This is a genomic window from Congregibacter sp., assembly GCF_045107095.1.
GTDB lineage: Bacteria > Pseudomonadota > Gammaproteobacteria > Pseudomonadales > Halieaceae > Congregibacter.
On the sequence record NZ_JBGCFU010000014.1, the window covers coordinates 1 to 22,775 of the forward strand.

Below are 22,775 nucleotides of genomic sequence, written 5' to 3' on the forward strand. Positions count from 1 at the left end.
CAACGACTGAGGGAGTGTTCGCGGGAGTGAATGCACCGGCCGATTATTCGGGCCTTGAAAGCGAATTGAGGGAGTTGCGTTTAAAACCCTATGACAAACCTCCTAGCTTCTCGATTTTTGATGTTTGGCGTCAGCACACTCTGGGCATTAGCGCACTGGTTATCTTAATGGTTTTGGCCTTGGGGTTGCTCCTGGCGCTATTGGAACGTAATCGCCGCCTGGCAGCGCTCTGGAAAGACTTGCAGCGATCGGTGAGAGCACAGAAGGCGGATCATCAAAGACTGGAAGATCTTAATCAGCACTTCGAGCTGTTTCTCAATCGTACAACCGACTTTATGTACTTTAAGGATGCCTCACGGCGTTACGTGTTTACGAGTCGCAGCTTTGCGGAGCTGGTAGGTTTTTCGGATCGACGCGGCGTAGAAGGTCTTCGAGATGAGGATGTCTTTCCCCCGGAGATTGCCGAGGAATATGTTCGACAGGAAAAGGAGCTTTTCCGATCGCGCGAGCCGTTGGTGGATCAGCGTCAGCGCTTTAAGAAATTAGACGGGAGCATGGGTTGGATATCGACCTATAAATGGCCGATCTTTTCCAAGGATACCAGCGAGATTACCGGTCTCTTTGGGATAAGTCGCGACATCACCGACCTTCATGACCATGAGCAGCAGTTAGAGCGAGCCGCACACTACGATGCGCTTACGGGATTGCCAAACAGGACTTTGTTTTCTGATCGTCTCGATCAGGCAATGGCCTCTGCGGATCGTCGACTCGTGGAGCTTGCGGTCGTTTATATGGATCTCGATAAGTTTAAAGAGATTAACGATGAGCATGGTCATGCCACCGGTGACGAACTTCTCGTGCAGCTTTCCCAGTTGTTTAGCCGTCAAATCCGACGGACGGATACCGTCGCGCGTTTGGGGGGTGATGAATTTGTTTTTCTTATCTGTGACTTTAACAGCCGAAAAGAATGTATCGCGCTGCTAGATCGCCTTTTGACTGCGATTCATGAAACGCGCGTGGTGTCCGGTGTGTCGATGCAGGTGTCGGCGAGCGCGGGTATAGCTTTCTATTCCCCGGCTATGGACGTTGGCCCTGACCACCTTCTTAGGCAGGCAGATCAGGCCATGTATCGCGCCAAGGAAAGCGGTAGGAGCCTCTATCGTATATCCGACGAGCAGGAGGATTCGGCGCTTCGCGCCTTTGTAGAAGTCTTCGGCGATGGTATAGAGCGGGGGGAGTTTGAGCTTTTCTATCAACCCCTGGTTGATATGCGTAAAGGGACGGTCATCGGTGCGGAAGCTTTACTGCGCTGGCGCCATCCCGAGCGTGGGCTGTTACCCCCAGATCAGTTTTTGCCAGCCATGATGGGACATCGCTTGGCGGTCAAGCTGGATAGCTGGGTTCGCGGCGAGGCGCTCGCCCAGCAAAAACGCTGGCAAGAGAAGGGCTTGGATTTGGGTATGCACGTGAACGTTACGGCGCTGGACATCACGCAGCCTGAGTTTGTTCCGGGGCTGCGGGCAGATATAGCCGCCGCTGGTCGTGATTCGACGAGCGGGTTCACTCTTGAGATTTTGGAAAGTGCAGCAGTAGCCGATGCGGCTCGGGTAAACAGTGTCATCGAGGAGTGTCGAGAACTGGGCGTAAATTTTGCACTTGATGACTTTGGTACGGGTTACAGCTCGCTTTCCCATATTAAAGATCTTCGTGCCAGTACGGTGAAGATCGATCAGAGGTTTGTGCAATCAATGTACGTAAGCTATGACGATTTTGCGCTGCTTATGGCAATTCTATCCATGGCGAGGGCATTTGATCGAGAAGCTGTCGCAGAAGGGGTAGAAACGATAGAGCAGGCGGAGATGCTTCTTTTACTGGGCTGTTCTGTGGCGCAGGGTTATCTCTTTTCCCGGCCTATTCCTGCAGCGGATTTTGAGCGGTGGGTTGCAGACTGGGAGCTACCTTCAAGCTTACGTAACACCGCGGAAGAATACTCATCCTTGCCTACGCGAGGGGCACACGAGGGGCGTGCGCTCTGGGAGCAACGTACTCACACTTCGCAGAATCGCGTCTCTCCTAGCACTGTTAAGCGTGCACCGTGATTATCCCCGCGCTGGTGATTAACCCGAGCGCAAGTGGAGTAGCTCCCGCTCAAGATTCATGACGTGTTCGTCATACTCATCTAGCTCGCGAAGAGCTTCGGCGAGGGAGAGCAGATAATCAGCATTGCTTCCACTGGGGCCATGACTGTCGGCGATATGCTGCGCTAGCTCGCGATCAGAGCCCTCGCCGAGAAACGCCGGATTACTGCGCGTCGCTATGTAGAAAACTCCCGTGACAGTCTGGTCGCGATCTTCAAGTAACAGTGGCGTGGAATGGCGCTCGTAACCATTTTTCTCTCGATGATCCAGATGTTCAAATACCGATTCATCAACCAGATAGGCGACGCCGCGACACAGAGCATCGCGGTCGGGAATAAGGGTGACGACTCGACCGGGAGAGTGCGGAGTTCCTCGGTGATCGTGAGAGCCCTGCCAAAAGCGTCTCGACCAGTTTTTAAGCAGCGCGACTTCCCGTTCGATAAAAGGGAAGTCGACTTTGTAGATCAGGGATCCGTAGCCGAATATCCAATGCTGATTGTTCACTGTTGATCAACCAAAATCTCGCTCCCACACCACTGTTTACCAGCTGATCTTACATCTGTCGCGCCGCAAGCTGCGTACCTAAGTGAGCGAAACAACTGTTTATATTTCAAAGGTTCCAACATGACACAGAGTAGCCTTAGGGAACAGGCTTTGGTGATTGGCGGGCGGGGCGGCATTGGCAAAGCCGTTGCCAAGCATTGGTGCGAAGATCCTAGATTTAGCGCGGTATGGGAAGTCAGTCGACATGCTCCCAAGGATGACTCGAAGTTTGGTCGGCGGCGATCTCTTACGACGGACCACAGTGAAGAAGACATTGGGGAAGTCTGTCGTGAGGTATTGGCTGAAAGCTCTCGCTTGTCTCGGGTAGTCATATCTTTGGGCACGTTGCACGGTGTTGACTACGGACCGGAAAAATCTCTAGATGCCCTGCGCCAAGCAGCTATGGAGGAGGTGTATCGCGTAAACTGCGTATTGCCCATGTTATGGCTTTCGGCTCTTGCTCCCGGGCTTCGCAAAAATCCCGACTGTCGTATTGCGGTTATGAGCGCTCGCGTTGGTAGTATTAACGATAATGGCTTGGGCGGGTGGTATAGCTATCGCAGTGCCAAAGCCGCACTCAACATGGGTTTAAAGTCGGCGTCTATTGAATTGGCTCGCAGAGCAAAAGGGGTAAAGCTTATTGCTTTCCATCCTGGGACGGTTGATACAGCTCTATCTGAGCCGTTCCAGCGAAGTGTTCCCGAGGGCAAATTGTTTACTGCGGACTTCGTGGCGGAGCGCTTGACTGGAGTCTTGGACGAGCATAAGGCGGATGGGCAGATTTCTTATCTGGACTGGGCCGGCAAATCGATTCCCTGGTGAAATACCCTAGCTTGACGCTGGGTTATTCTAGGCTATGATCCCTCAGCTTTTTTATAAAAATGGACGGTCCTGAATGCTCTCTACGCGCGCCTCTTACTTACCCAGCCTGATAACCGTGTTACTGACGGCTTTTCTCACCGCCTGTGCCCAGTATGACTCGGAGCGTGGCGTGGAGGTGAATTGGGATCAAGCCACGCTGGATGGCTTTCAGATAGGGTCTACGACCCGAGGACAGGTAATGGCTGAGTTGGGGCCGCCGTCTCAACTGGTAAGTCTCGGGGATGAGACTGTGCTGTACTACCTTAACGAGTCCTCCCAAGGCCAGGGTTTGATCCTCGTTGTATACAACCGTTTTGACATCACCGCCCGCTATGATCGTGCCGTATTTATCTTTGATAGCCACGATGTTCTGGCTGACTACTCCGGGTGGGTCGTGCCTGCAAATGAAGACTAGCTTTGCCGTCGCTATGCTGAGCGCCAGTCTGCTCCTTGGTGGTTGCACGCAGAGGTTTTACCAATTTGGTGAGGCCTTGCCCGAAGGTATAGAGGAGCAGGCTCACGGTGAGAATATGGCAAGCGTGCTTGCTCGCCTGGGCCCACCCCTCCGATTTGCCGTCAGCAACGATCAGTTTGTCATGGCCTGGGAAGCCTGGAAGGTTCGCGAGTCGGCTCTAGGCTTGAGTTTAGGGTGGGCGGGTGCTGACTTTCTGAACATCGATTGGGGTAGTGCGCAAATTCAGGGCGACTTTCTCATCATGAGTTTTGATGAGCAGCGACGTGTTACGGTGGCGAAGCGCGTTTATCGGGATGATCGTTTGGGCGGCGGTGCAGCCATTCAACCCTTTTTCAGTTTTGTTTCTGTCGTAGACGTGGATGATTTGTTAGAGCCTTTGCCCCAGCACGATTGGGGCGGCGGGCAGCTACTGCCTTTACCGGAGGTTCTCAACAATCTTCTGAGTCCTGGCATGGGTAATGCGGTGGAGCAACGGGGGACCCCTTCCGGCGCGGGAGCCAGAACCCTGGAATGGCTGGAGTAATTGTTTAGTACAATCACGCATCACTTAATCACTCTCATAATCACTCTTATTTAACGTGGAGATAAAAACATAATGGATTTTCAAACTTTGCCCCAATTCCTGGATCACTGGGCCGACACCCGTGGTGACAAAATCTGGATGCGTGATCTGCGTGAAGAGGGTAGTGAGGACTACACCTGGGCAGAGGCGCGGGCACAGATTAACGCAGTTGCGGCCGCATTAGAGACACGCTTTGGCCATGGCCAGAGCATGATCGTGCTTTCACGGAATAGGCCGCATTGGTTTATGGCAGACTTAGCGACCGTTCGTTCCGGTAACGTGACCGTCAGTATGTTTACGACGCTGCCCGCAGGCACGGCGCAGTACATCGCTGAGTTTACAGAAGCGAAGGTTGTCTTCGTCGGCGAAAGTCCTAACTGGGAGGCGGTGCGTCCCGTGCTTCCCGAAGATATTACAATTGTGGCCTTGCCCGGCGTCGAGATCGAAGGTGATCACCTGACTTGGGATCAGCTCCTTGCAGAAGGCGAGGGCAAAGAAATCAGCTACGACTGCGCTGCTGATGACATGATGTCTCTCGTTTTCACATCCGGTACTACGGGCGTGCCCAAAGGCGTTATCCAGACCCACGAAAGCAACGTCATTCCTATTAAACGCTTCATCGATGCCTTCGGTCTTCGAGACCAGCCGCGGTATTTCTCCTACTTGCCCCTTTCGCACATTGCTGAGCGTCAGATCGTAGAGTACTCGTCGCTGTTTTGTTGCGGAGAAGTGAACTTCAACGAATCTCTTGAGCACATACTTCGCGATCTTCAGCGCACGCGCCCCCACATGTTTTTTGGGCCTCCGCGTATCTGGGAGCAATTTCAACAGGCGGTCATCGGTAAGTTTGGTGGTCAGGAAGCGCTCGAGGGAGCATTAAAAGAAGACGCCGAAGGCATAGGGAAACTCGTGCTCGATACCATGGGCCTGGGTGAGGTGGAGTTTTGCCTGGCCGCTGCCGCACCTACACCTCCACCGTTGATTCACTGGTGGGATTCTCTTGGATTAAAGCTGATGGAAGGCTTTGGGCAGACAGAGGCCATGGGGCTGATCGTGAGTGGTCATGACACGCGACGTATTGGTTCCATCGGTAAACCGGTAGGCGAAGTGGAATACAAAATCACCGAAGAAGGGGAGCTCGCAGTACGCGCCTTGGGTTGCACTCCGGGTTACTACAAGCAGCCCGATAAAACAGCTGAACTTATTCGCGATGGCTGGCTGCATACCGGTGACAAGGCCAAGGTTGATGAAGACGGATTTATTTACATCACTGGCCGAGTAAAGGATTACTTCAAGACGATTCAAGGGAAGTTTGTAGCGCCGCCTCCTATCGAGGGCATGTTTGCGAATAACCCTTTTATTGAACAACAGTGTCTGATCGGCAGGGGGTTTTCGAAGACCGTTATGATCGCGGTGCTTACTGATGCGGCTCAGAGTGAAGACACCGAGGTGGTAGAAGCCTCAATTCGCGATAGCGTCGCAACGATTAACAGTGAAATTGAGAAACACGCGCGTATTGGCGCGGTCATTATCAGCACCGAGCCCTGGAGTATTGAGAATGAAGTGCTCACCCCAACACTGAAGATTCGTCGGGACAAAATAGAAGAGCGCTTTGGCGAGCAGGGTGAGGCTCTGGCTCGTAGTGCGGCCGAGCAAGGTGAGCTACTGATTCACTGGGCCTAGTTCCGGTTCCTCCTCTCAAGTTGTTGAGCAACAAATGACGGACGAAAGAGCCGGGCAGGTGTGGGTTGATGCCGACGCCTGCCCGGTGCCGATCAAAGAAATCCTCTTCCGTGCGGCAACACGTTCACAATGCATGACTACCCTGCTGGCGAACCACGGCATGGCTGTTCCGCCATCGCCCTATCTGAGCTTCGTTCAGGTCCCTTCCGGTTTTGATGTGGCGGACAGTGAGATCCTCAAGCGCCTTGAGCCCTGCGATCTCGTGATCACTCAAGATATTCCTCTTGCCGCCGAGGTTGTCGAGCGTGGTGCTTTGGCAATTAGCCCGCGAGGAGAACGCTACACCGCAGAAAATGCCCGAGCGCGCTTGGCGGTCAGGGACTTTATGACTGAGCTACGAGATAGCGGAGTACAAACGGGCGGCCCTGCGCCCTTGGATAATGCAGACAAACAGCGTTTCGCGAATGCGCTGGATAGCTGGCTGGCAAAGCGTTCCCAAACAGGAACGCCAGCCTAAAACAGACTCAGCGTAGGAACTCTCCACGAGTCGCACTATCGTTTTTGAACGCGCCACCCAGAGCAGTGGTGCGGGTTGAAGAATTACTATCCATCACGCCTCGAGATTTTACGCAGTAGTGCACAGCGTTAATTGTAATGGCAACGTCTTCTGTCTCTAACAGGGTTTGTAGCGCGACCAGCACTTGCTGGGTAAGTCGCTCTTGAACCTGAGGGCGCTGCGCGAAAAACCTCACAATGCGATTGATCTTCGACAGGCCGATAATCTTATTTCCCGGGATGTATGCCACGCGAGCTGTGCCATCGATGGTGACAAAATGGTGTTCACAGGTGCTCACCAGGTCGATGTCGTCGACCAGCACCATTTCCTCCACTTGCATCTTATTCTCGATGACAGAGATTTTCGGGAACTGCGCGTAGTCGAGTCCACTGAATATCTCATCAACGTACATCTTGGCGATGCGGTGAGGAGTCTCCTGAAGACTGTCGTCAGTCAAATCCAGCCCGAGAGTTTCGGTAATCTCTCTAAAGCTGTCGCGAATCCGTTCATATTTCTGCTGGCTCGTCAGACCGTTGTCCACGAGCGGGGTTTCCAGCCCTCGCTCGACGAGCGCGCGGCGTACGCTGAGCGCTTCGGAACTTATATCTTCAACAAAATCAAGGGTTTCTGTCGCGACTGCTTGGTTCATAGACGTTCTCCTTAGTATGTCTTTTTACGTCGGTTTCGAGCACTCGGATTGCTTAAACTTTGCTTACTTTGACAGTGGCCAGGGTGGGTGCAACACTCAAACGAGAAGGTCCGAAGCAAAGGCCCGCAGGTGAAGGTCCTTAGGTGAGGATCCTTGGGTGTACATCACAGGGAGCGGTACGATGAACGGAACGAGACCCATACGGTTGGGCATCATGGGCTTTGGCCAAACGGGCAGGCAAATATACGAACTGGCCGCTGCGTCCTCTGATATCGAAGTTGTTGCGGTGGCGGACGTAGGCAGAGCGGATATCCTGCATTATCTACTCCAATCTGAGGCTAAAAACCCAGAGATTTTTCGTCTAGACGGCAACTTTCTGTGCACCGACCGTCAACGTAGTCGTTTAATGTCTATCGATACACCTGCGGAAATGCCCTGGGATATTTTTGAAGTTGATATTGTTATCGACGCCACGGGTATCTACCGCTCCGAGGCGGACATGCAATCCCACCTCGCCGGTGGTGCTCCCCGGGTTTTGATACGCACGCTGCCCGAGGACACTATCGACCGGGTGATCATTCCCGAAATCAACAGCGGTGCTGCAGACGTACGGGATCGGATGATTTCTGCGGCGTCACCGACGACCACGGCGCTGTGCCTTCTTTTACACATCTTGTCAGAGCGGTTCGTCGTCGAGTGCGGAAGCATGACCACGGTGCATGCCTATACATCGGATCAAGCGCTGCAGGACTACGCGGGTAGTGATTATCGCCGTAGCCGCTCAGCGCCGAAAAATATTATTCCCAATGGCCACGATGCAGGTCGTTGGCTGGGCCATATTCTGCCCAGCTTCGCAGGCAAGGTGCACACATCGACTCTCAATGTACCGGTGCAGGAAGGTTGTCTGCTGGATACGACACTTGTCCTAGACGACGACACAGTAACGGCTGAGGACATTAATGAGGTAATGCGAGCTGGCGCGAAAAAGTATCCCCACAGCGTCGCTGTGGTGGAGGACCCCATAGTCTCCTCCGACGTACTGGGCAGTGATTATTCTCTGTTGTTTGATGCCAAGGGCACTTTAAAGGCCGGAGAGCACTTCATTAAAACGCTCGGATGGTATGAAACCCGTGGGCATGCAGCGCGATTGTTAGATGTCGCCAGGCTCTATGCCAGCCTTGATCAGCAGACGGAGGCCGCATCATGAGAATTGCAATTAATGGCTTTGGTCGAATCGGTCGCTCTGTTTTTCGTATTCTCGAAGAGCGCGATGATATTCAGGTTGTTGCGGTCAATGACTTGTTTGACCACGATGCGCTGCGCTACCTATTGAAGTACGACACGGTGATGGGGCCATTTCCCCATGAGCTCACTTTGGAAGATGATTTTCTGGTGACACCGAAGGGCCGCGTGCAGATGCTCAGCGGTCGCGACCCCTCAGCCTTGCCCTGGGCTGAGCTCGGTATCGACGCCGTTGTCGAATCCACTGGCGTTTTCCGTTCTCGTGAACAACTGCAAATGCATCTTGATGCAGGCGCGGGCCGCGTCGTGTTGACCGTGCCTGCAAAGGATGAAATCGACTACACGGTGGTCTTGGGCGTTAACGAAGAAGGACTCAACGATTCGCATCGCATCGTGTCCAATGCCAGTTGCACAACCAATTGTCTGGCACCCATGGCAAGGGTTCTTCACGAGGAATTTGGCATTCTTGAGGGCGTGATTAACACCGTGCATGCGTATACCAATGACCAGCGCTTGGCCGATGTTCCCCATTCCGACTGGCGTCGCAGTCGTGCCGCTGCCGAGAACATTATTCCCACTTCAACCGGCGCTGCAAAAGCCGTTGGCGTTGTGCTGCCTGATTTAAAGGGAAGGCTTCACGGTATTGCCTCCAGAGTGCCGGTGCCTGATGGGTCGGTGGTGGATTTGTTCGTGAAACTATCTCGTACGGTGTCGGTCGAAGAAGTGGACCGGGTTGTGAAAGCCGCGTCTGAGTCGACTCGTTTACAAGGCATATTGCAGTACAGTGACCGTCCCCTGGTGTCTACGGATGTTATAGGTGATAGCCACTCCTCGATTTATGATTGTGGCTTTACCGCAGTAACAGGCGGTCGATATTTGAGGGTTTTGAACTGGTATGACAACGAGTGGGGATATAGTTGTCGAGTTTGCGACGTGCTCGCTACGATGAGTCACTGGTAAACTTGCGCCACAAGAAACCACCTGGGCAGACAATACGGTTTGCTCAAGATTGATTAAGGATTCCCCATACTATGTTTAATCGCTTTTTCGGCTTCACGGCAGTTTTTGCTTTGCTTTTTAGCCCGCTTAGCTATTCCGGTGAGTATGACGACGCCCTCGCTTCTTTTCGCGCTGCGGATCAAACGGCGCCGTTCTTTGAGAATGCTTACGGCTATGTGGTTTTTCCCACCATCGGCAAGGGCGGGTTCGGGATTGGTGGGTCTCATGGAGCCGGTCGCGTGTATGCCAAGGGGATGTATGTCGGCGATACCTCGATGACCCAGTTGACCGTAGGTCTGCAGATGGGCGCACAGGCTTTCAGCCAAATGATTTTTCTGGAGGACGAGCGCGCATTCAAGAGTTTTACATCGGGAAATTTTGAATTCAGTGCTCAGGCGACAGCCGTTGCGATTACTGCGGGCGTGTCTGCAGAGGCGAACACCGGAGGCGGCACAGCTACCAGCGCCAGCGGTGGCAGAAACGACGCTAACGTGTCGAACAGTGGCTACCGTAAGGGCCTGGCAATTTTCACGATCGCTCGGGGTGGACTCATGTACGAGGCGTCTATCGGCGGCCAGAAGTTCTCTTACAAGCCGCTCTGAGGGCGGCTTTCTCGGCCACAGCGTTGGAGGCCAGTTCAGAGCTATTTAGAGCGGCTAGTGGGGGTGCTTCCGACGATCACGACATGTAGTGATCGCGGGCCGTGAGCGCCCAGTACCAGTTGCATGGAAATATCGGCGGTGCTCGAGGGGCCCGAGATCATCATCAAACCCCTTGGGCGAGATTCTCTGTCCTTCAACTTGGGTTCAGTCCAGATACCTTCCAAGCGTTCACAGATATCTGAGCGATCCACGAGGATAATGTGGTCTTCGACCAGCAGATTATTGAGGCCGGGATTATTGCGGTCCAGCATCAGTGCGAGAGAGCCAGTTTCAGCGACTCCGCGATAGGCGTAGCTTACCGAGACCGTGTCCCCTGGTTGAGCTGTATCGAACCGGGGTAAAAGACCGCCGCTTCGCCATGGTAACGCTGCAAGGCGCGGATCATGCCCCGTTACAATGCGCCGCTGCCCATACTTTTGAGCGATAGTTCTGGAGATTTCTTCCACCGCTGCACTGCGGGATTCCACTTCCATGGAGCTTGCGCCATTACGCTGCAGATTAAAGCGCATCGCCTCGCCAAGATCTGCCTTAGGCAGAGGGGCAGAGCGGGGTGTTCTGAGTTCGCTTAGCTCCTTGGCTATTTGCTCCGCGGAGCTTCGTCGAGAGGCGCCCTTGAGGCGTGCCATCACCTCTTTTTCTGCTTCGTTGGCGCTCATTCCTTCGACGCTTCCCGATGCATTTGCTGGAAGGTTTTGGCGGCAGGTGAGGGCAAGTCTCTCGCCTCAAACCAGCCCCCAATCAACGGTAGTCTGCCGATAAAGCCCTTGCGCCCTCCGATTCTGTGCATGATGCCCACGACCGCCGAAGTGATGGTCTGATAGAGACGCGGATGCAAAGACAGCCAGGAATGAAGCCGAATACCTGCGCGCCAGCGTTTCCCGGTGATGCCCTCGGTGAACTTCTCTTCGCGGAGATCGCGGAGCAGGTCGGGTATGGGGATAGCTGCGGGGCAGACTTCCTCGCAGCGACCGCAGGCGGTGCAGGCGTCAGGGAGAAGCGCACTATCTTCCAGTGAGGTCAGTAGTGGCGTGAGCACGGACCCCATGGGGCCCGGATAGACCCAGCCATAGGCATGGCCTCCCGCGCTCATATACACGGGGCAGTGATTCAGGCAAGCCCCACAGCGAATGCACTGGAGCATCTCAGCGTAGTCGCTCGCCAGAATCTCGCTACGCTCGTTGTCCAGCAGTACAAAGTGGGTTTCCAAAGGGCCGTCCACGTCTGTGGGGCGACGGGGGCCAGCGTAAAAGCTTGTGTAGCAACTGACAGCTTGGCCAGTGGTGGATCGCACCAGCAAACGAAGCATGGCCATGGCGTCTTCGGATCTCGGCAATACTCGATCTACGCTCGTGCAAACGATGAGCACTGGAGGAAGATTAGCGCAGAGATCACCATTTCCCTCGTTGGTTACGAGCATGGAGAAGCCATTTTCAGCGATGAGTGCGTTGCTACCTACAATGCCTATGTCAGCACTCAGGAAGTCCTCCCGCAGTATCTGACGCGCTTCCGCTACCATCGACTCAGCACTGCCAAGGTCCCGTTCCCCGAGGTCGTGGCGTTCGAGAAACAGTTCACGGATTTCAGCCTGTGTCTTGTGGAGCGCTGGGCCAACGATGTGGCTCGGCGTTTCCCCGGCTTCCTGAATAATGTACTCGCCAAGATCGGTTTCTCTTACAGTAAAACCGGCGCTCTCTAAAGCCGCGTTGAGTTCCGTCTCTTCGGTGATCATGGACTTACCCTTGGCAACTCGCCGTGCCTCGCTCCGCGCGCAGATGTCCAGGACTATCTCATTGAGCTCTTCACCATTACGGGCGAAATTCACTGTACTGCCGTTCTCGCGGGCATTGTGAGTGAAGGTTTCGAGGTAGTGCCCCAGATTTCCCAGTGCATGCTCGCGAATAGCTTTTACGTCCCGACGGAGTTCTGAAAAGTCGCCGTCTCCGAAGTCGCTAATCGCTTTGCTGCGCTGTTTTGGCATGAGGGCGCCCAGCACTTTGCGGTTCTTTGCGCGCTCGGTGCTGGCAATCGCCTCCTCGGCGAGTTCCAGAAATTCACGACTGCGTTGCTCCATTAGCTATCCGCAGCTTTGACTGTGGATGCGGCGCGATCATTATCCATAAGCACTTCCGCGATGTGCTTGAACTGCAGTTCCTTACCGGTTCTCCCTGCTCGTCCTTCCAATGCCAGGAGGCAGCCAAGGTCTCCTGCAACGAGCGTCGTTGATCCACTGTTTTCAAGATCCTCGATTTTGCGGTCAGCCATATCCCCTGAGATAGCGGGCATCTTTGCGCAAAAAGTGCCCCCGAAGCCGCAGCAAACATCAGGCTGCGCAAGTTCCTTCACGGTGACATTGGCACGGGTAAGCAGTGATCGTGGCTGATCTCTGATCTGCAACTCCCGTAAACCAGCGCAACTGTCGTGGTAAGCAATGCTGTTCGTTGATGTCCGCGGCGTCGGCTGGTAGTCGCAGACTTCAAGTAAAAACGTGGTGAGCTCAAAGACCCGACCGGCAAATTGCAGAGCGCGCTCTTTCCACGGCCCTTCAAGCAATTTCGGGTAATGCCTGATCAGCATGCCCGCGCAGGAGCCGGAGGGAAGTACTACGTAATCAAAGTCCTCAAAGCGCTCGATCACTTGTTTTGCTGTGCGCGTTGCTCCCAGGGAATCACCGTTGTTGTAAGAAGGTTGTCCGCAGCAAGTTTGCGCTGGAGGGACTGTTACATCGCAACCGGCGATTTGTAACAGCTCTAAACTGGCCTGCGCTACCGATGGGCGCATCAGGTCAGCGAGGCAGGTGATGAAAAGTGCGACCTTGGGAGATGACTGCGCCGGGGTCACTCTGGCGTTCTCTGTCACGCTGGCGATCTCTGGATAGTGCGCATAGCTTTGTCTTTCGCTGCCGCAGAATGAAGTGTGCAGCAGTATAGCTGCAAAAGATCATCATCCGATTATCAGTAGCAGACCGATACTCATAAGCAGTCCGCCGATCATTGCCAGGACACCCTTTATCCAGGGGTGTTGGGACAGCCATAGCGCGCCAATTATTTCGGAGGGCGTGCTCTTGAGCTTTGCGCTGTAGCGTTCGGTATCGAGACTTCCCGATTCCAGATTAGCTAGTCCCGGTATTGCGATCGGTAAAACCACCTCCGGAGCAACAAGCACTGCAGCATTTCCACGCATAACCGTTCGCTCACCATAGAAGTATCTACCGTCGTAATCCACGGAAATGAAGTGCTTGTCCAATAGTCCAAGGTGCCCACCGGAACCTTCGCGCAATTTGCTCGAGGCATATAGCAACCCGGCTGCCGCTGGAAGACCAGCGAGGAGCCACAGCCATCCTCCGAGAGTAGCGAAGAGCAGGATTAGGAAGAACATCAGAGCCACAAGTATCAGACTCGTTCGTTTTATCGCGGCATCGGCTCTTACCGAACGGGGAAGCCAATGGATGCCCCCGGGCATGGGGTCGAGGAGGGCACTCCTTTGCTGAGGACACTTCTGCAGCGATCGATAGCTAAAATGATATAGCAGCGCTAAAGACGCGCAAAAGACTATTAGTATCATCGGCAAGCCGATTCCAAGCTGCCTCATCAGGCTCCGTTGTTGAGACACCTTTATCCAGTTGTCTCTCTCTTCAGTCAGCAATGTGGACTCGAAGACGGCCTCGATGCTGCCATCGCTAGCGACCCGTTGTATCTGTGCTTGCTGAGTGTCGGCGACCAGCACCTTGTCCCGCCAGCGAATAAGGTAGGGTTCAACGAGGGGGGCGGGTAAGGCGATGGGCTTGGGACTTCCCCACTGTTTATCAAATTGAAACAAGTTAGCGGGCGCTTCTTCACCCGCCATTAATGCCCAATACTCCTCTTCCCCAATTGCCACATCACGTAATCTGTCTTGCCCCTTATCGACCGCTTCAAGAGGCATGACCAGGAGAGCATCAAGTTGCTGACCGAAGTTTTGTGCATCAGGACGATAGACCCCCAACATGGGGCCTTCTGCGGCCGGCGCCAGGAGCAGTCCGCCGCTGGAAAGCAGTCTTGGCTGCCCCCAAGGAGGCTGGACGGTCGCTTCGGATTCAATCTCTCCCGCGCTGTTGCTTCTCCATAGCTGTCCCTCTGCACCGAGGAAAAAGAAGTTATCGCCCAGTAAAGAGCTGGCGATGGCAGTCACGGGGCTTTCTAATACTTCTGGGCTAAAGGGATAGCAGCTTAGTTCGCTTAGGTCGCATCGCTGAAGCCGTAGTTGACCCTCCTCCGCTATGGCGTTGAGGAGCAGGTCTCCACTTTGCGTCGCCCAAAGCGGAGGCGCGATCCGCTTAAAACCTAGCTCCGCTGCGCTGATACGGCCTTTGGGTAGTCCTGATCGTTCGTGTAGCAAGAGCGCGCCCTCTACCAGAAGCACCAACTCATTGCCGGGTAGTGAGATTCCCGCTAGAGCACCGAGAGGTTTCTGTCCCGCGGGGGCCGCCGGAAAACGGACGATGACGGCAAGCATAACAGCGCAAAGCGCAAGTCCAACACCAGCAGCGATAAAGCCGCGTATCTGGGTGGTTTCAAGAAGTTGTGCGCGGTTTTGTAGTGGAAATGCCGGCCGTAGTGCGAAAAGATTTGGGGCTTTTCCAGAAGGCTGCAGTGCGGCGGGCGCACTACCGGAATCAGATTTCGGTTCATTTTCCGGTGCCGGTGCCGGTGCCGGTGTGGGTTTAGGGGGTTGCTGCGGCTTCGCTGTGAGCTTCGGCTTTTGTTCTGTTTTTTGTTTTGGCTTGGGTCTGGATTCTGCAGCGGGCGGCGTTTCCTCTGGCTTTATGTCGGGCTCAACAGAAGAAATTTCACAAATCAGACCGACTCCACGAAGTTGCCGATAGAGTCGTTGAGCGTCACTTTTGGTGATGTTGCGTCGCAATGGCACGGGCTTGCCACTGAAAAATACAGACACACCGCTCACGTCCCGTAAACCAAAAAACGCTGCGAGGGTTCTCTTGGCGCGTTCGATGTCGGTGCCGGGCAGTAGCTGCCCAGAGAAAACAAGATTAAAGCGTGGCTGCTCGGAATTCGTCAAAGCTGCGCTCTCGCTCCGCCGAATCAGGCTAGCTTGTGGGAATCAGGCTGAACTTCAGCCCAGCACTTTCTTCCAGACGCGGCAAGAGAGTCGGCGCTAATGCCGATGCTGGCGTCCATACTCCGCCATCGACGGTTGCCGGATCTTTGGCGAGACATACGGCCGCTTCTCCAAGCATCCTTGAGGTCGCGCCATAGCCGGGATCACGATCTCCGCTGACGCGAGCTCGCAAGGATTTAGTAACGTCTGTGGGATGTTCCGCGTGGAAGTAAAGCTCGAAAAATCCCCGTTCCCGGGCATCTCGATCGGGACCCTCGCCAGGCTTCGGCAACAGCTTCGCCAAGGTGTTTCGGCCGATGGAGTTGCTTGCTGTCAGCATTGCGGCACCCATTCCAAGACTGATGGCTAATGCCTGAGCACGACTCGTGCATAGCTGACTCTCGTCGTAGTCAAAGTCTCTACCCCAAGGAAAGCCCAGCAATGCATTGCTTCGTCTGACCACGCGTTCGTTAATCAAAGCCATGACAAAAGGGGTAGTCCATTGTTCAAAGCATGGATCGAAAGCGGGAAGGCTTTGGTCCTGTACGTCGGGCCCTGGACTTTCTCCTTGGGGATACAGGCAATACTTGTTCTTGAGTAAGCGTCGAAGCGCTGGGTCACGACCTGCGTCCTCTAGGACCCCCAGTAAGCTCGCAACTGTTCCACCACTGGCGGCTCCTCGAGTTTTACCCACGCGTCCGCGGACCCGGGCTGCAGCGACGCCGTGTTGTTCATACATTGCTTGCTGTACAAACCAGTTGCCCAGATCGGAGGGGATGGAGTCGAAGCCGCAGCTGTGCACAATGCGCGCACCGCTGGTTTCGGCGGCTTCCTGGTGGCGCTCAATCATTCGCGCGATCCAGTGCACTTCACCCGTAAGATCGCAGTAGTCAGTTCCCGCTTCCACGCAGGCCGCGACTAACTCGCTGCCGTGTCGTGCATAGGGACCTACGGTGCTGCAGACAACTGAGGTACTGGAAGCCAGGGCTTTCAAACCGTCGAGATCACTACTATCGGCAGTGATGAGTGGCAGGGGGTTTGCCGGTTTTACGCCCTGCAGGGCTTGCCGCACTGTTGTTAACTTGTCGAGGTTTCGGCCCGCTAGAGCCCAGCGAATTTCTCCGTCGCTGCCGTAGCGCTCCAGGAGGTACTCGGCCACCAATTGACCGGTGAATCCGGTGGCTCCAAAAAGAACTATGTCGTAGCTGCGCTCTGACATACCGATTACCTGCCTCTAGTGAATACCGTGCATCATGCGACGCAGCAGTGGCGACAGCAATAGCATCAGCAAACCTACGCCCAGACCAAGCCAAAAGAGGCTGTTAAACAACTCTCCGTAACTTGCCAGTGCTGCCGCTGTATCGGTGATAGTGCCACCGCTGGTTTCCAGAGCAGCTAACTTCGCCAGCTGTGCTGCGACAAATTCGGAGTAGGCGGTGGCCAGGAACCACGACCCCATCATTACGCCTACGACGCTGGGTACGGCAAGTTTGGTGACGGCGGAAAGGCCGACGGGTGACAGGCAAAGCTCTCCGCAAGTATGCAGTAGGTAAGCGAGCACCATCCAGTATCCTGAAACGAGGCCGGCCTGATCGGGGTTTGCCGCACCGATCACCAGAGCGCCAAAGCCAAGACCTGCCTGGGCGATGCCAAGTGCAAATTTTACGGGCGTAGATGGCTCTAGCCCGCGGCGTCCGAGGGTGGTCCATAGCCACGCAAAGAAAGGCGCAAACATAAAAATGAACATTGAATTTAGTGCGCCGTATTGAGAGGCGGTAAGCGTCATGCCAAAGACTTCTCGATCCATCACGCGATCCGCGAAGAGAGTCATGGATGCCGCGCTTTGTTCAAACAAGGCCCAGAACACGACGGTGGACATGGTCAACACAATGAGCACGATCATTCGGCTGCGTTCAATGGCATCGCAGCGAGCGATGATGAACCAGCTCAAGCCACCCAGGACAATGAGCGATAGAGAATTGAGGAGTAGTCCCACAGCAGCGTGAAACTGCAGCATTTGCCAGACCACTACAACACCCGCTAGAGCGCCTAAATAGATGCTGTGCTCGCGAGACAGTCCAATGGTCGTGCGCTGATCCAGCTTGCTATCTTCGGGCGGCTCCGCGAGCCCTGCTAGATAGCGTTGACCATAAATGAACGTGGCCAAACCGATGAGCATGCCGATGCCCGCTGCGCCAAAGCCGTAGCCCCAGCCATAGGTCTCACCGAGATAACCGCAGAGTAGCGTTGCCGTGAAAGAGCCTAAGTTAATCCCCATATAAAAAATCGTGAAGCCTGAATCACGTCTAGGATCGTCCTTGCTATAGAGCTGCCCCACGATGGTCGAGATGTTTGGCTTTAGGAATCCTACCCCGATAACGATGAGCGCCAGGGAGGCGTAAAAAACCTGTAGTGCTCGAGTGTCACGCTGGATGCTGTCACCCACCATGCGTGCCTGCTCACCTTCGATGGCCATGCCGAGGTGCCCTGCAACGAGCAGCAGGCCACCGAGGATCACTGACTTGCGCATCCCCAGGTATCGATCAGCCAAGAGCCCCCCGATCACAGGCATGGCGTAAACCAATGCGGCATAGCCGCCGAGTACCTCTAATCCTTCGGCATCTGTAAACAGGTGATACTTCGTGAGATACAACAGCAATAGATACTTCATGCCGTAAAACGAGAATCGCTCCCACATTTCTGTGGCAAAGCAAATCATCAGGCCCCGCGGGTGACCAAAAAAGCCGCGGTCATCCAAAACTACTGGGGCATCTGCTGTTGCTGTGGACATTCAGTTCTCCTTATTGTTCTAGCTAGGCCGCCAAGCGCGCCGGATCGTCATCACCGGCAATAGCAAGGCGCAATAGCTCCGGATCAAGAATACGCTTGATGACTGCAAACATCGCTGCGGCCTGAGGGTAGTAGTGTCTCAGATAGCCCAACCACTGTTTGATGGGGTTTACCGCGTAGCGAGCGTCATAGGTTTCCATGGTGATCGCAAGGTACTTGATTAAATACCCGCGTATCTCATCCCAGCTGAGCGCGGGCTGTTCTGTGCCCTCATCGGCTGCGCGAATTAACCGGGGAAGATCTGGTCTACAAAGTACGCCGCGACCCAGCATCAAGTCGGGGGTGTTGCTCTTTTCTCGGGCAAGCCGAGCGTCGCCCACGCCCCAGATTTCACCATTGGCTATCAATGGAAGTTGGGTCACGGAGCGAGCCAAGGCGATGTGCTCCCAGTACGCCGGAGGACGATATCCATCTGAGCGGGTCCGCGCGTGAATAACAATCTCACTGGGTTTTGCCGCATCGATACCCGAAACAATGTCCAAAAAACTGTCGCTATTGTCGAAGCCCAGACGAATCTTTACGCTGAGGGGAACCGAATCGGGCATCGCTCGTCGCGTCGCTGCTACAATCGAGTGCACGCGCTCTGGTTGACGAAGGATGATGGATCCGCCATCGGAACGGTTTACCGTTTTGGCGGGACAGCCGAAGTTTAGATCTACGCCCACGGCACCGAGCTCAGCGGCGCGAGCCGCATTCTCTGCGACCAGATTTGGATCGCCCCCAAGAATTTGCAGATATACAGGCACGCCGGAGGGCGTCCGTCCCCCTTGAGCTAGTTCAGGGCATATTCGGTGAAACACTCGCGGCGGCAGCAGTTCCTGGCTGATTCGCAGGAATTCGGTCACGCAGCGGTCAATGCCACCGAGCTGCGTGAGCAGGTCACGCATAGTGTGATCGATGACGCCCTCCATGGGCGCCAGTAGGATGCGGGGATTTGGTTCACAGTTCACAGGCGTGAAGTATACGCAGACTTGCTACTGCACACAGCTACCGTGACCCGAGGCCTGCCCCTCGTTTATGATGGTGGAATCTAGGGGGATTCGCATGAACGCCAATCTGCTGTCGCAGGGTCTTGAACTACTTGTCTATGGTATGGGCACGGTGGTGGTTTTCCTGACCGTGTTGGTTTTTGCCACGCGGTTAATGTCGACAGTGATACAGCGCTTCTTTCCAGAAGCTCCGATAGTCGTTCCCCAACGTTCTGTAGGTTCTGTCAACGCAGCACTTGCACCGACACCTGAAATCCTGGCCGCGATTAGTGCGGCTGTGCACCAGCATCGTCGTCGGAAATTGGCACCTCCCGCATCTGCTAATGATCAAAGGAAACCCCATGTCTGATCATCCCGGAAAGTTAGGCATCACTGAACTGGTTTTGCGTGACGCGCATCAATCGCTGTTTGCCACGCGCATGCGCATCGATGACATGTTGCCGATCGCCGCAGAGCTTGATGCCGTTGGCTTTTGGTCTATGGAGTCCTGGGGTGGTGCGACCTTCGACGCGTGTATTCGCTACCTGGGGGAAGATCCCTGGGATCGTATCCGTGAGCTGAAAAAAGCCATGCCAAATACTCCCCAGCAAATGCTGCTGCGAGGCCAGAATCTGCTCGGATACCGCCACTATGCCGACGACGTGGTCGAGAAGTTTGTGGAGCGCGCAGCCATCAATGGCGTGGACGTTTTTCGGGTCTTTGATGCAATGAACGACATGCGCAATATTGATGTGGCGCTTAAGGCCGTGAAGAACCAGGGGAAACATGCCCAGGGCACTATCGCTTACACCCTAAGTCCCGTGCATGACATTGAAGGCTGGGTCGATCAGGGGCGACGCATCGAAGATATGGGGGCCGACTCTATTGCCATTAAGGATATGGCAGGGCTATTGCGTCCCTACGTGGGTTTTGAATTAGTTACACGCCTGAAGGCAGCGTGCTCTATTCCTATTCACATGCAGTGCCATGCCACCACTGGCTTGTCCACGGCCACCAACCTGAAATGTATCGAAGCGGGTATCGATAATATCGATACCGCGGTGTCGAGTATGAGCATGACCTATGGCCACTCGCCGACAGAAGCGTTGGTGGCGATTCTGGAGGGCACTGACCGAGACACGGATTTGGATCTTGTGGCGCTGGAGCGCATTGCGAGTTACTTCCGCGACGTTAGAAAGAAGTATGCGAAGTTTGAGGGCTCACTGCGGGGAGTGGATTCACGCATTTTGGTGGCCCAGGTTCCCGGCGGGATGTTGACCAACATGGAGAATCAGCTTCGAGAGCAAAATGCCGGAGATCGTCTGGGGGAAGTACTGGAAGAGATTCCCGCGGTTCGAGAGGACCTGGGTTTTATTCCGCTGGTGACACCGACGTCACAGATCGTGGGTTCTCAAGCGGTACTTAACGTGCTGACTGGTGAGCGTTACAAGTCCATCTCTCGTGAAACAGCGGGTGTATTGAAGGGCGAGTATGGCGTAACTCCAGCGCCGGTTAACGAAGAGCTTCAGCAAAGGGTGCTGGAGGGCGGTGAAGTTATTACCTGTCGCCCCGCAGATTTACTGCAACCCGAAATGGAAGTCTTGCAGTCCGAGCTGCGCAGCCTGGCGGCTGAGAAGAGTATTCGCCTTGCGCCCGGAGAAGGGGAGGTTGACGACGCACTCACCTATGCACTGTTTCCTCAGGTGGGGCTGCGGTTTCTCGATAAGCGCGGTGACGCATCCGCCTTCGAGCCGGTGCCGGGTACAGAAGCGCCTGTGGAGTCGCCAGTGAAGGCTGTCACTTCCACGCCAGCGACCGGCGACGGCGAGACTGGCGTGTATACCGTGTCGGTTAACGGACAGCGCTATGTCGTGGAAGTGTCGGAGGGTGGTGATTTGGGGGACGTCCAAGCCGTGGCAGCCGCGAGTGTACCCGCGGCAACGCCGACAGCCGCCCTGGATGCCGAGGCGATCAATGCGCCTTTGGCAGGGAATATTGTGAGTTTGGCAGTGGCGCCAGGCGATGCTGTCAAAGCGGGCGATGTCGTTGTGATGCTGGAAGCCATGAAGATGGAAACAGAAGTTCGCGCACCCAAAGACGGTACGGTGACTTCGATTCTTGTGGCAGCGGGTGACGCGGTGGCGGTCGGCGATGCTCTCCTGGAGATGGACACCCACTAATGGATCGTTTGGCCCAGCTTTGGGGCGCCTCCGGCCTTGCTCAGATGGATCCTGGCTCGGCCGTAATGCTGGGTATTGCGCTTTTGCTGCTTTATCTGGCAATTCATCGACGTTTTGAGCCCCTGCTGTTGGTGCCCATAGGGTTTGGGGGGCTGCTGGCAAACATTCCCGGCGCGGGGCTCGCATACTCGGCGGTGGATAAAGCGCTCCACGGAGGTGATCTTGAATTGCTTGCGGCTTTGGCGACGCTACTCGCTAGTACTGCGGATCCTGCGAGTATCGCCGCTGCGCTGGAGCTGGCTCCTCAGGCAGTGCAGCTTGAGGCTCTGCAACTGGCGCGCGATGCGGGCCTGAGCGATGGCATGCTTTACAGTTTTTACAGCGTGGCTATTGGCAGTGGAGTCGCCCCTCTGGTTATTTTTATGGGGGTGGGCGCAATGACAGATTTTGGACCACTCCTGGCCAACCCTCGAACACTTCTTCTCGGTGCCGCCGCCCAGTTTGGTATTTTCGCAACGGTGCTCGGTGCAGTGGGTCTGACGTCTTTGGGTGTGACAGACTTCAGCCTGGCGCAGTCAGCTGCTATTGGGATTATTGGCGGGGCCGACGGTCCTACAGCAATCTATGTTTCCAGTATTCTTGCGCCGGACTTGCTTGGCGCCATCGCCGTCGCGGCTTATTCCTACATGGCTCTGGTGCCACTTATTCAGCCGCCGATCATGCGCGCTCTTACCAGCAAAGAAGAGCGACAGATTGTGATGGTGCAGTTACGCGAGGTGAGTCGGCGGGAAAAGATCACGTTCCCTTTAATGCTCCTGATTCTGGTGGCCTTGCTATTGCCAGATGCAGCGCCGCTTTTGGGAATGCTGTGTTTCGGTAATCTGATGCGAGAATGCGGTGTGGTAGAGCGTTTAAGCGCGGCTGCTCAAAACGCCCTGATCAACATTACCACCATATTTCTGGGTCTTGCCGTGGGCTCAAAGCTCGTCGCAGACAAGTTTTTAGACGTAAACACGCTGGGAATCCTTGCCCTGGGGATCGTCGCGTTTAGCGTAGGGACAGCATCGGGCGTTTTGCTGGCAAAGCTCATGAATCGTTGGGGCGGCACAGCTATCAACCCTCTTATAGGCTCTGCGGGAGTGTCCGCCGTGCCCATGGCCGCGCGAGTCAGTAATAAGATAGGGCTTGACGAGGATCCTCACAATTTCTTGTTGATGCACGCCATGGGGCCGAATGTGGCCGGTGTTATCGGTTCTGCGGTAGCGGCGGGAGTGATGATCACTCTTGTCAGCTGATCGCCGATTTAAGTTGAT

General features: G+C 54.9%; 21 protein-coding genes. 12 read left to right on the plus strand and 9 right to left on the minus strand.

Features of this window, described 5'->3' with window-relative positions; all coding sequences use genetic code 11:
* The coding region (locus tag AB8B76_RS03225; RefSeq protein ID WP_405270211.1) for a putative bifunctional diguanylate cyclase/phosphodiesterase at positions 1-2,099 on the plus strand (2,099 nt) is incomplete at its 5' end.
* 18 nt (positions 2,100-2,117) lie between these two features.
* On the opposite strand, the gene AB8B76_RS03230 is transcribed toward AB8B76_RS03225, so the two are convergent.
* On the minus strand, positions 2,118-2,642 hold the full coding sequence (locus tag AB8B76_RS03230; RefSeq protein ID WP_405270214.1) for a gamma-glutamylcyclotransferase: 525 nt from the start codon (positions 2,640-2,642) through the stop codon (positions 2,118-2,120).
* A gap of 120 nt (positions 2,643-2,762) precedes the next feature.
* Between AB8B76_RS03230 and AB8B76_RS03235 the strand changes: the two genes are divergently transcribed.
* From AB8B76_RS03235 to AB8B76_RS03255, 5 genes are all read left to right on the plus strand, one after another.
* The gene (locus AB8B76_RS03235) at positions 2,763-3,503 is read left to right on the plus strand and encodes an SDR family NAD(P)-dependent oxidoreductase (protein ID WP_405270217.1); all 741 of its coding nucleotides are present in this window, start codon (positions 2,763-2,765) and stop codon (positions 3,501-3,503) included.
* A 73-nt stretch (positions 3,504-3,576) separates the two neighbouring features.
* The gene (locus AB8B76_RS03240) at positions 3,577-3,957 is read left to right on the plus strand and encodes a hypothetical protein (protein WP_405270219.1); all 381 of its coding nucleotides are present in this window, start codon (positions 3,577-3,579) and stop codon (positions 3,955-3,957) included.
* Positions 3,947-4,540 (plus strand): hypothetical protein, encoded by a 594-nt coding sequence (locus tag AB8B76_RS03245; protein WP_405270222.1) that lies wholly within the window; start codon positions 3,947-3,949, stop codon positions 4,538-4,540. The genes AB8B76_RS03240 and AB8B76_RS03245 overlap by 11 nt, the downstream gene beginning before the upstream one ends.
* A gap of 72 nt (positions 4,541-4,612) precedes the next feature.
* Positions 4,613-6,262, plus strand: coding sequence for an AMP-binding protein (locus AB8B76_RS03250; protein WP_405270224.1), 1,650 nt, complete (start codon positions 4,613-4,615; stop codon positions 6,260-6,262).
* A gap of 34 nt (positions 6,263-6,296) precedes the next feature.
* Positions 6,297-6,779 carry a YaiI/YqxD family protein gene (locus tag AB8B76_RS03255; RefSeq protein ID WP_405270227.1) on the plus strand — a complete coding sequence of 161 codons (483 nt, stop codon included), beginning with the start codon at positions 6,297-6,299 and terminating at the stop codon, positions 6,777-6,779.
* A gap of 7 nt (positions 6,780-6,786) precedes the next feature.
* Here the strand turns inward: AB8B76_RS03255 and folE are convergent, their stop codons facing one another.
* Complete coding sequence (folE, locus tag AB8B76_RS03260; RefSeq protein WP_405270230.1) at positions 6,787-7,467, minus strand: GTP cyclohydrolase I FolE; 681 nt, start codon at positions 7,465-7,467, stop codon at positions 6,787-6,789.
* A 181-nt stretch (positions 7,468-7,648) separates the two neighbouring features.
* Between folE and AB8B76_RS03265 the strand changes: the two genes are divergently transcribed.
* The 3 genes from AB8B76_RS03265 (at position 7,649) to AB8B76_RS03275 (ending at position 10,310) form a co-directional block, all read left to right on the plus strand.
* Positions 7,649-8,674 (plus strand): glyceraldehyde 3-phosphate dehydrogenase NAD-binding domain-containing protein, encoded by a 1,026-nt coding sequence (locus AB8B76_RS03265; protein WP_405270233.1) that lies wholly within the window; start codon positions 7,649-7,651, stop codon positions 8,672-8,674.
* Complete coding sequence (gene gap, locus AB8B76_RS03270) at positions 8,671-9,669, plus strand: type I glyceraldehyde-3-phosphate dehydrogenase (RefSeq protein ID WP_405270236.1); 999 nt, start codon at positions 8,671-8,673, stop codon at positions 9,667-9,669. Before AB8B76_RS03265 ends, gap begins: the two co-directional genes overlap by 4 nt.
* Before the next feature lie 71 nt (positions 9,670-9,740).
* Entirely contained in the window at positions 9,741-10,310 is a 570-nt protein-coding gene (locus AB8B76_RS03275; RefSeq protein WP_405270239.1) for a YSC84-related protein, read from the plus strand.
* A 41-nt stretch (positions 10,311-10,351) separates the two neighbouring features.
* Here the strand turns inward: AB8B76_RS03275 and AB8B76_RS03280 are convergent, their stop codons facing one another.
* The 7 genes from AB8B76_RS03280 to AB8B76_RS03310 all read right to left on the minus strand — a co-directional run bounded on the left by AB8B76_RS03280 (position 10,352) and on the right by AB8B76_RS03310 (position 19,225).
* On the minus strand, positions 10,352-11,026 hold the full coding sequence (locus AB8B76_RS03280) for a lactate utilization protein C (protein WP_405270242.1): 675 nt from the start codon (positions 11,024-11,026) through the stop codon (positions 10,352-10,354).
* Positions 11,023-12,441 carry a lactate utilization protein B gene (locus tag AB8B76_RS03285; protein WP_405270244.1) on the minus strand — a complete coding sequence of 473 codons (1,419 nt, stop codon included), beginning with the start codon at positions 12,439-12,441 and terminating at the stop codon, positions 11,023-11,025. Before AB8B76_RS03285 ends, AB8B76_RS03280 begins: the two co-directional genes overlap by 4 nt.
* Complete coding sequence (locus AB8B76_RS03290) at positions 12,441-13,226, minus strand: (Fe-S)-binding protein (RefSeq protein ID WP_405270246.1); 786 nt, start codon at positions 13,224-13,226, stop codon at positions 12,441-12,443. Before AB8B76_RS03290 ends, AB8B76_RS03285 begins: the two co-directional genes overlap by 1 nt.
* Positions 13,227-13,310: 84 nt before the next feature.
* Positions 13,311-15,425: a hypothetical protein gene (locus AB8B76_RS03295; RefSeq protein WP_405270248.1), complete on the minus strand. Its 2,115-nt coding sequence runs from the start codon at positions 15,423-15,425 to the stop codon at positions 13,311-13,313.
* Positions 15,426-15,453: 28 nt separating this feature from the next.
* Entirely contained in the window at positions 15,454-16,683 is a 1,230-nt protein-coding gene (locus tag AB8B76_RS03300; RefSeq protein WP_405270250.1) for a saccharopine dehydrogenase family protein, read from the minus strand.
* Between the two features lie 15 nt (positions 16,684-16,698).
* Positions 16,699-18,255 (minus strand): peptide MFS transporter, encoded by a 1,557-nt coding sequence (locus AB8B76_RS03305; protein WP_405270252.1) that lies wholly within the window; start codon positions 18,253-18,255, stop codon positions 16,699-16,701.
* 22 nt (positions 18,256-18,277) lie between these two features.
* The gene (locus AB8B76_RS03310) at positions 18,278-19,225 is read right to left on the minus strand and encodes a tRNA dihydrouridine synthase (RefSeq protein WP_405270254.1); all 948 of its coding nucleotides are present in this window, start codon (positions 19,223-19,225) and stop codon (positions 18,278-18,280) included.
* A 133-nt stretch (positions 19,226-19,358) separates the two neighbouring features.
* On the opposite strand from AB8B76_RS03310, the gene AB8B76_RS03315 reads away from it, so the two are divergent.
* The 3 genes from AB8B76_RS03315 to AB8B76_RS03325 are packed head-to-tail and all read left to right on the plus strand — an operon-like array spanning position 19,359 to position 22,757.
* Positions 19,359-19,652, plus strand: coding sequence for an OadG family protein (locus AB8B76_RS03315; RefSeq protein WP_405270256.1), 294 nt, complete (start codon positions 19,359-19,361; stop codon positions 19,650-19,652).
* Positions 19,645-21,462, plus strand: coding sequence for a sodium-extruding oxaloacetate decarboxylase subunit alpha (gene oadA / locus AB8B76_RS03320; protein ID WP_405270258.1), 1,818 nt, complete (start codon positions 19,645-19,647; stop codon positions 21,460-21,462). Before AB8B76_RS03315 ends, oadA begins: the two co-directional genes overlap by 8 nt.
* On the plus strand, positions 21,462-22,757 hold the full coding sequence (locus tag AB8B76_RS03325) for a sodium ion-translocating decarboxylase subunit beta (RefSeq protein ID WP_405270260.1): 1,296 nt from the start codon (positions 21,462-21,464) through the stop codon (positions 22,755-22,757). Before oadA ends, AB8B76_RS03325 begins: the two co-directional genes overlap by 1 nt.
* Positions 22,758-22,775: the final 18 nt, after the last annotated feature.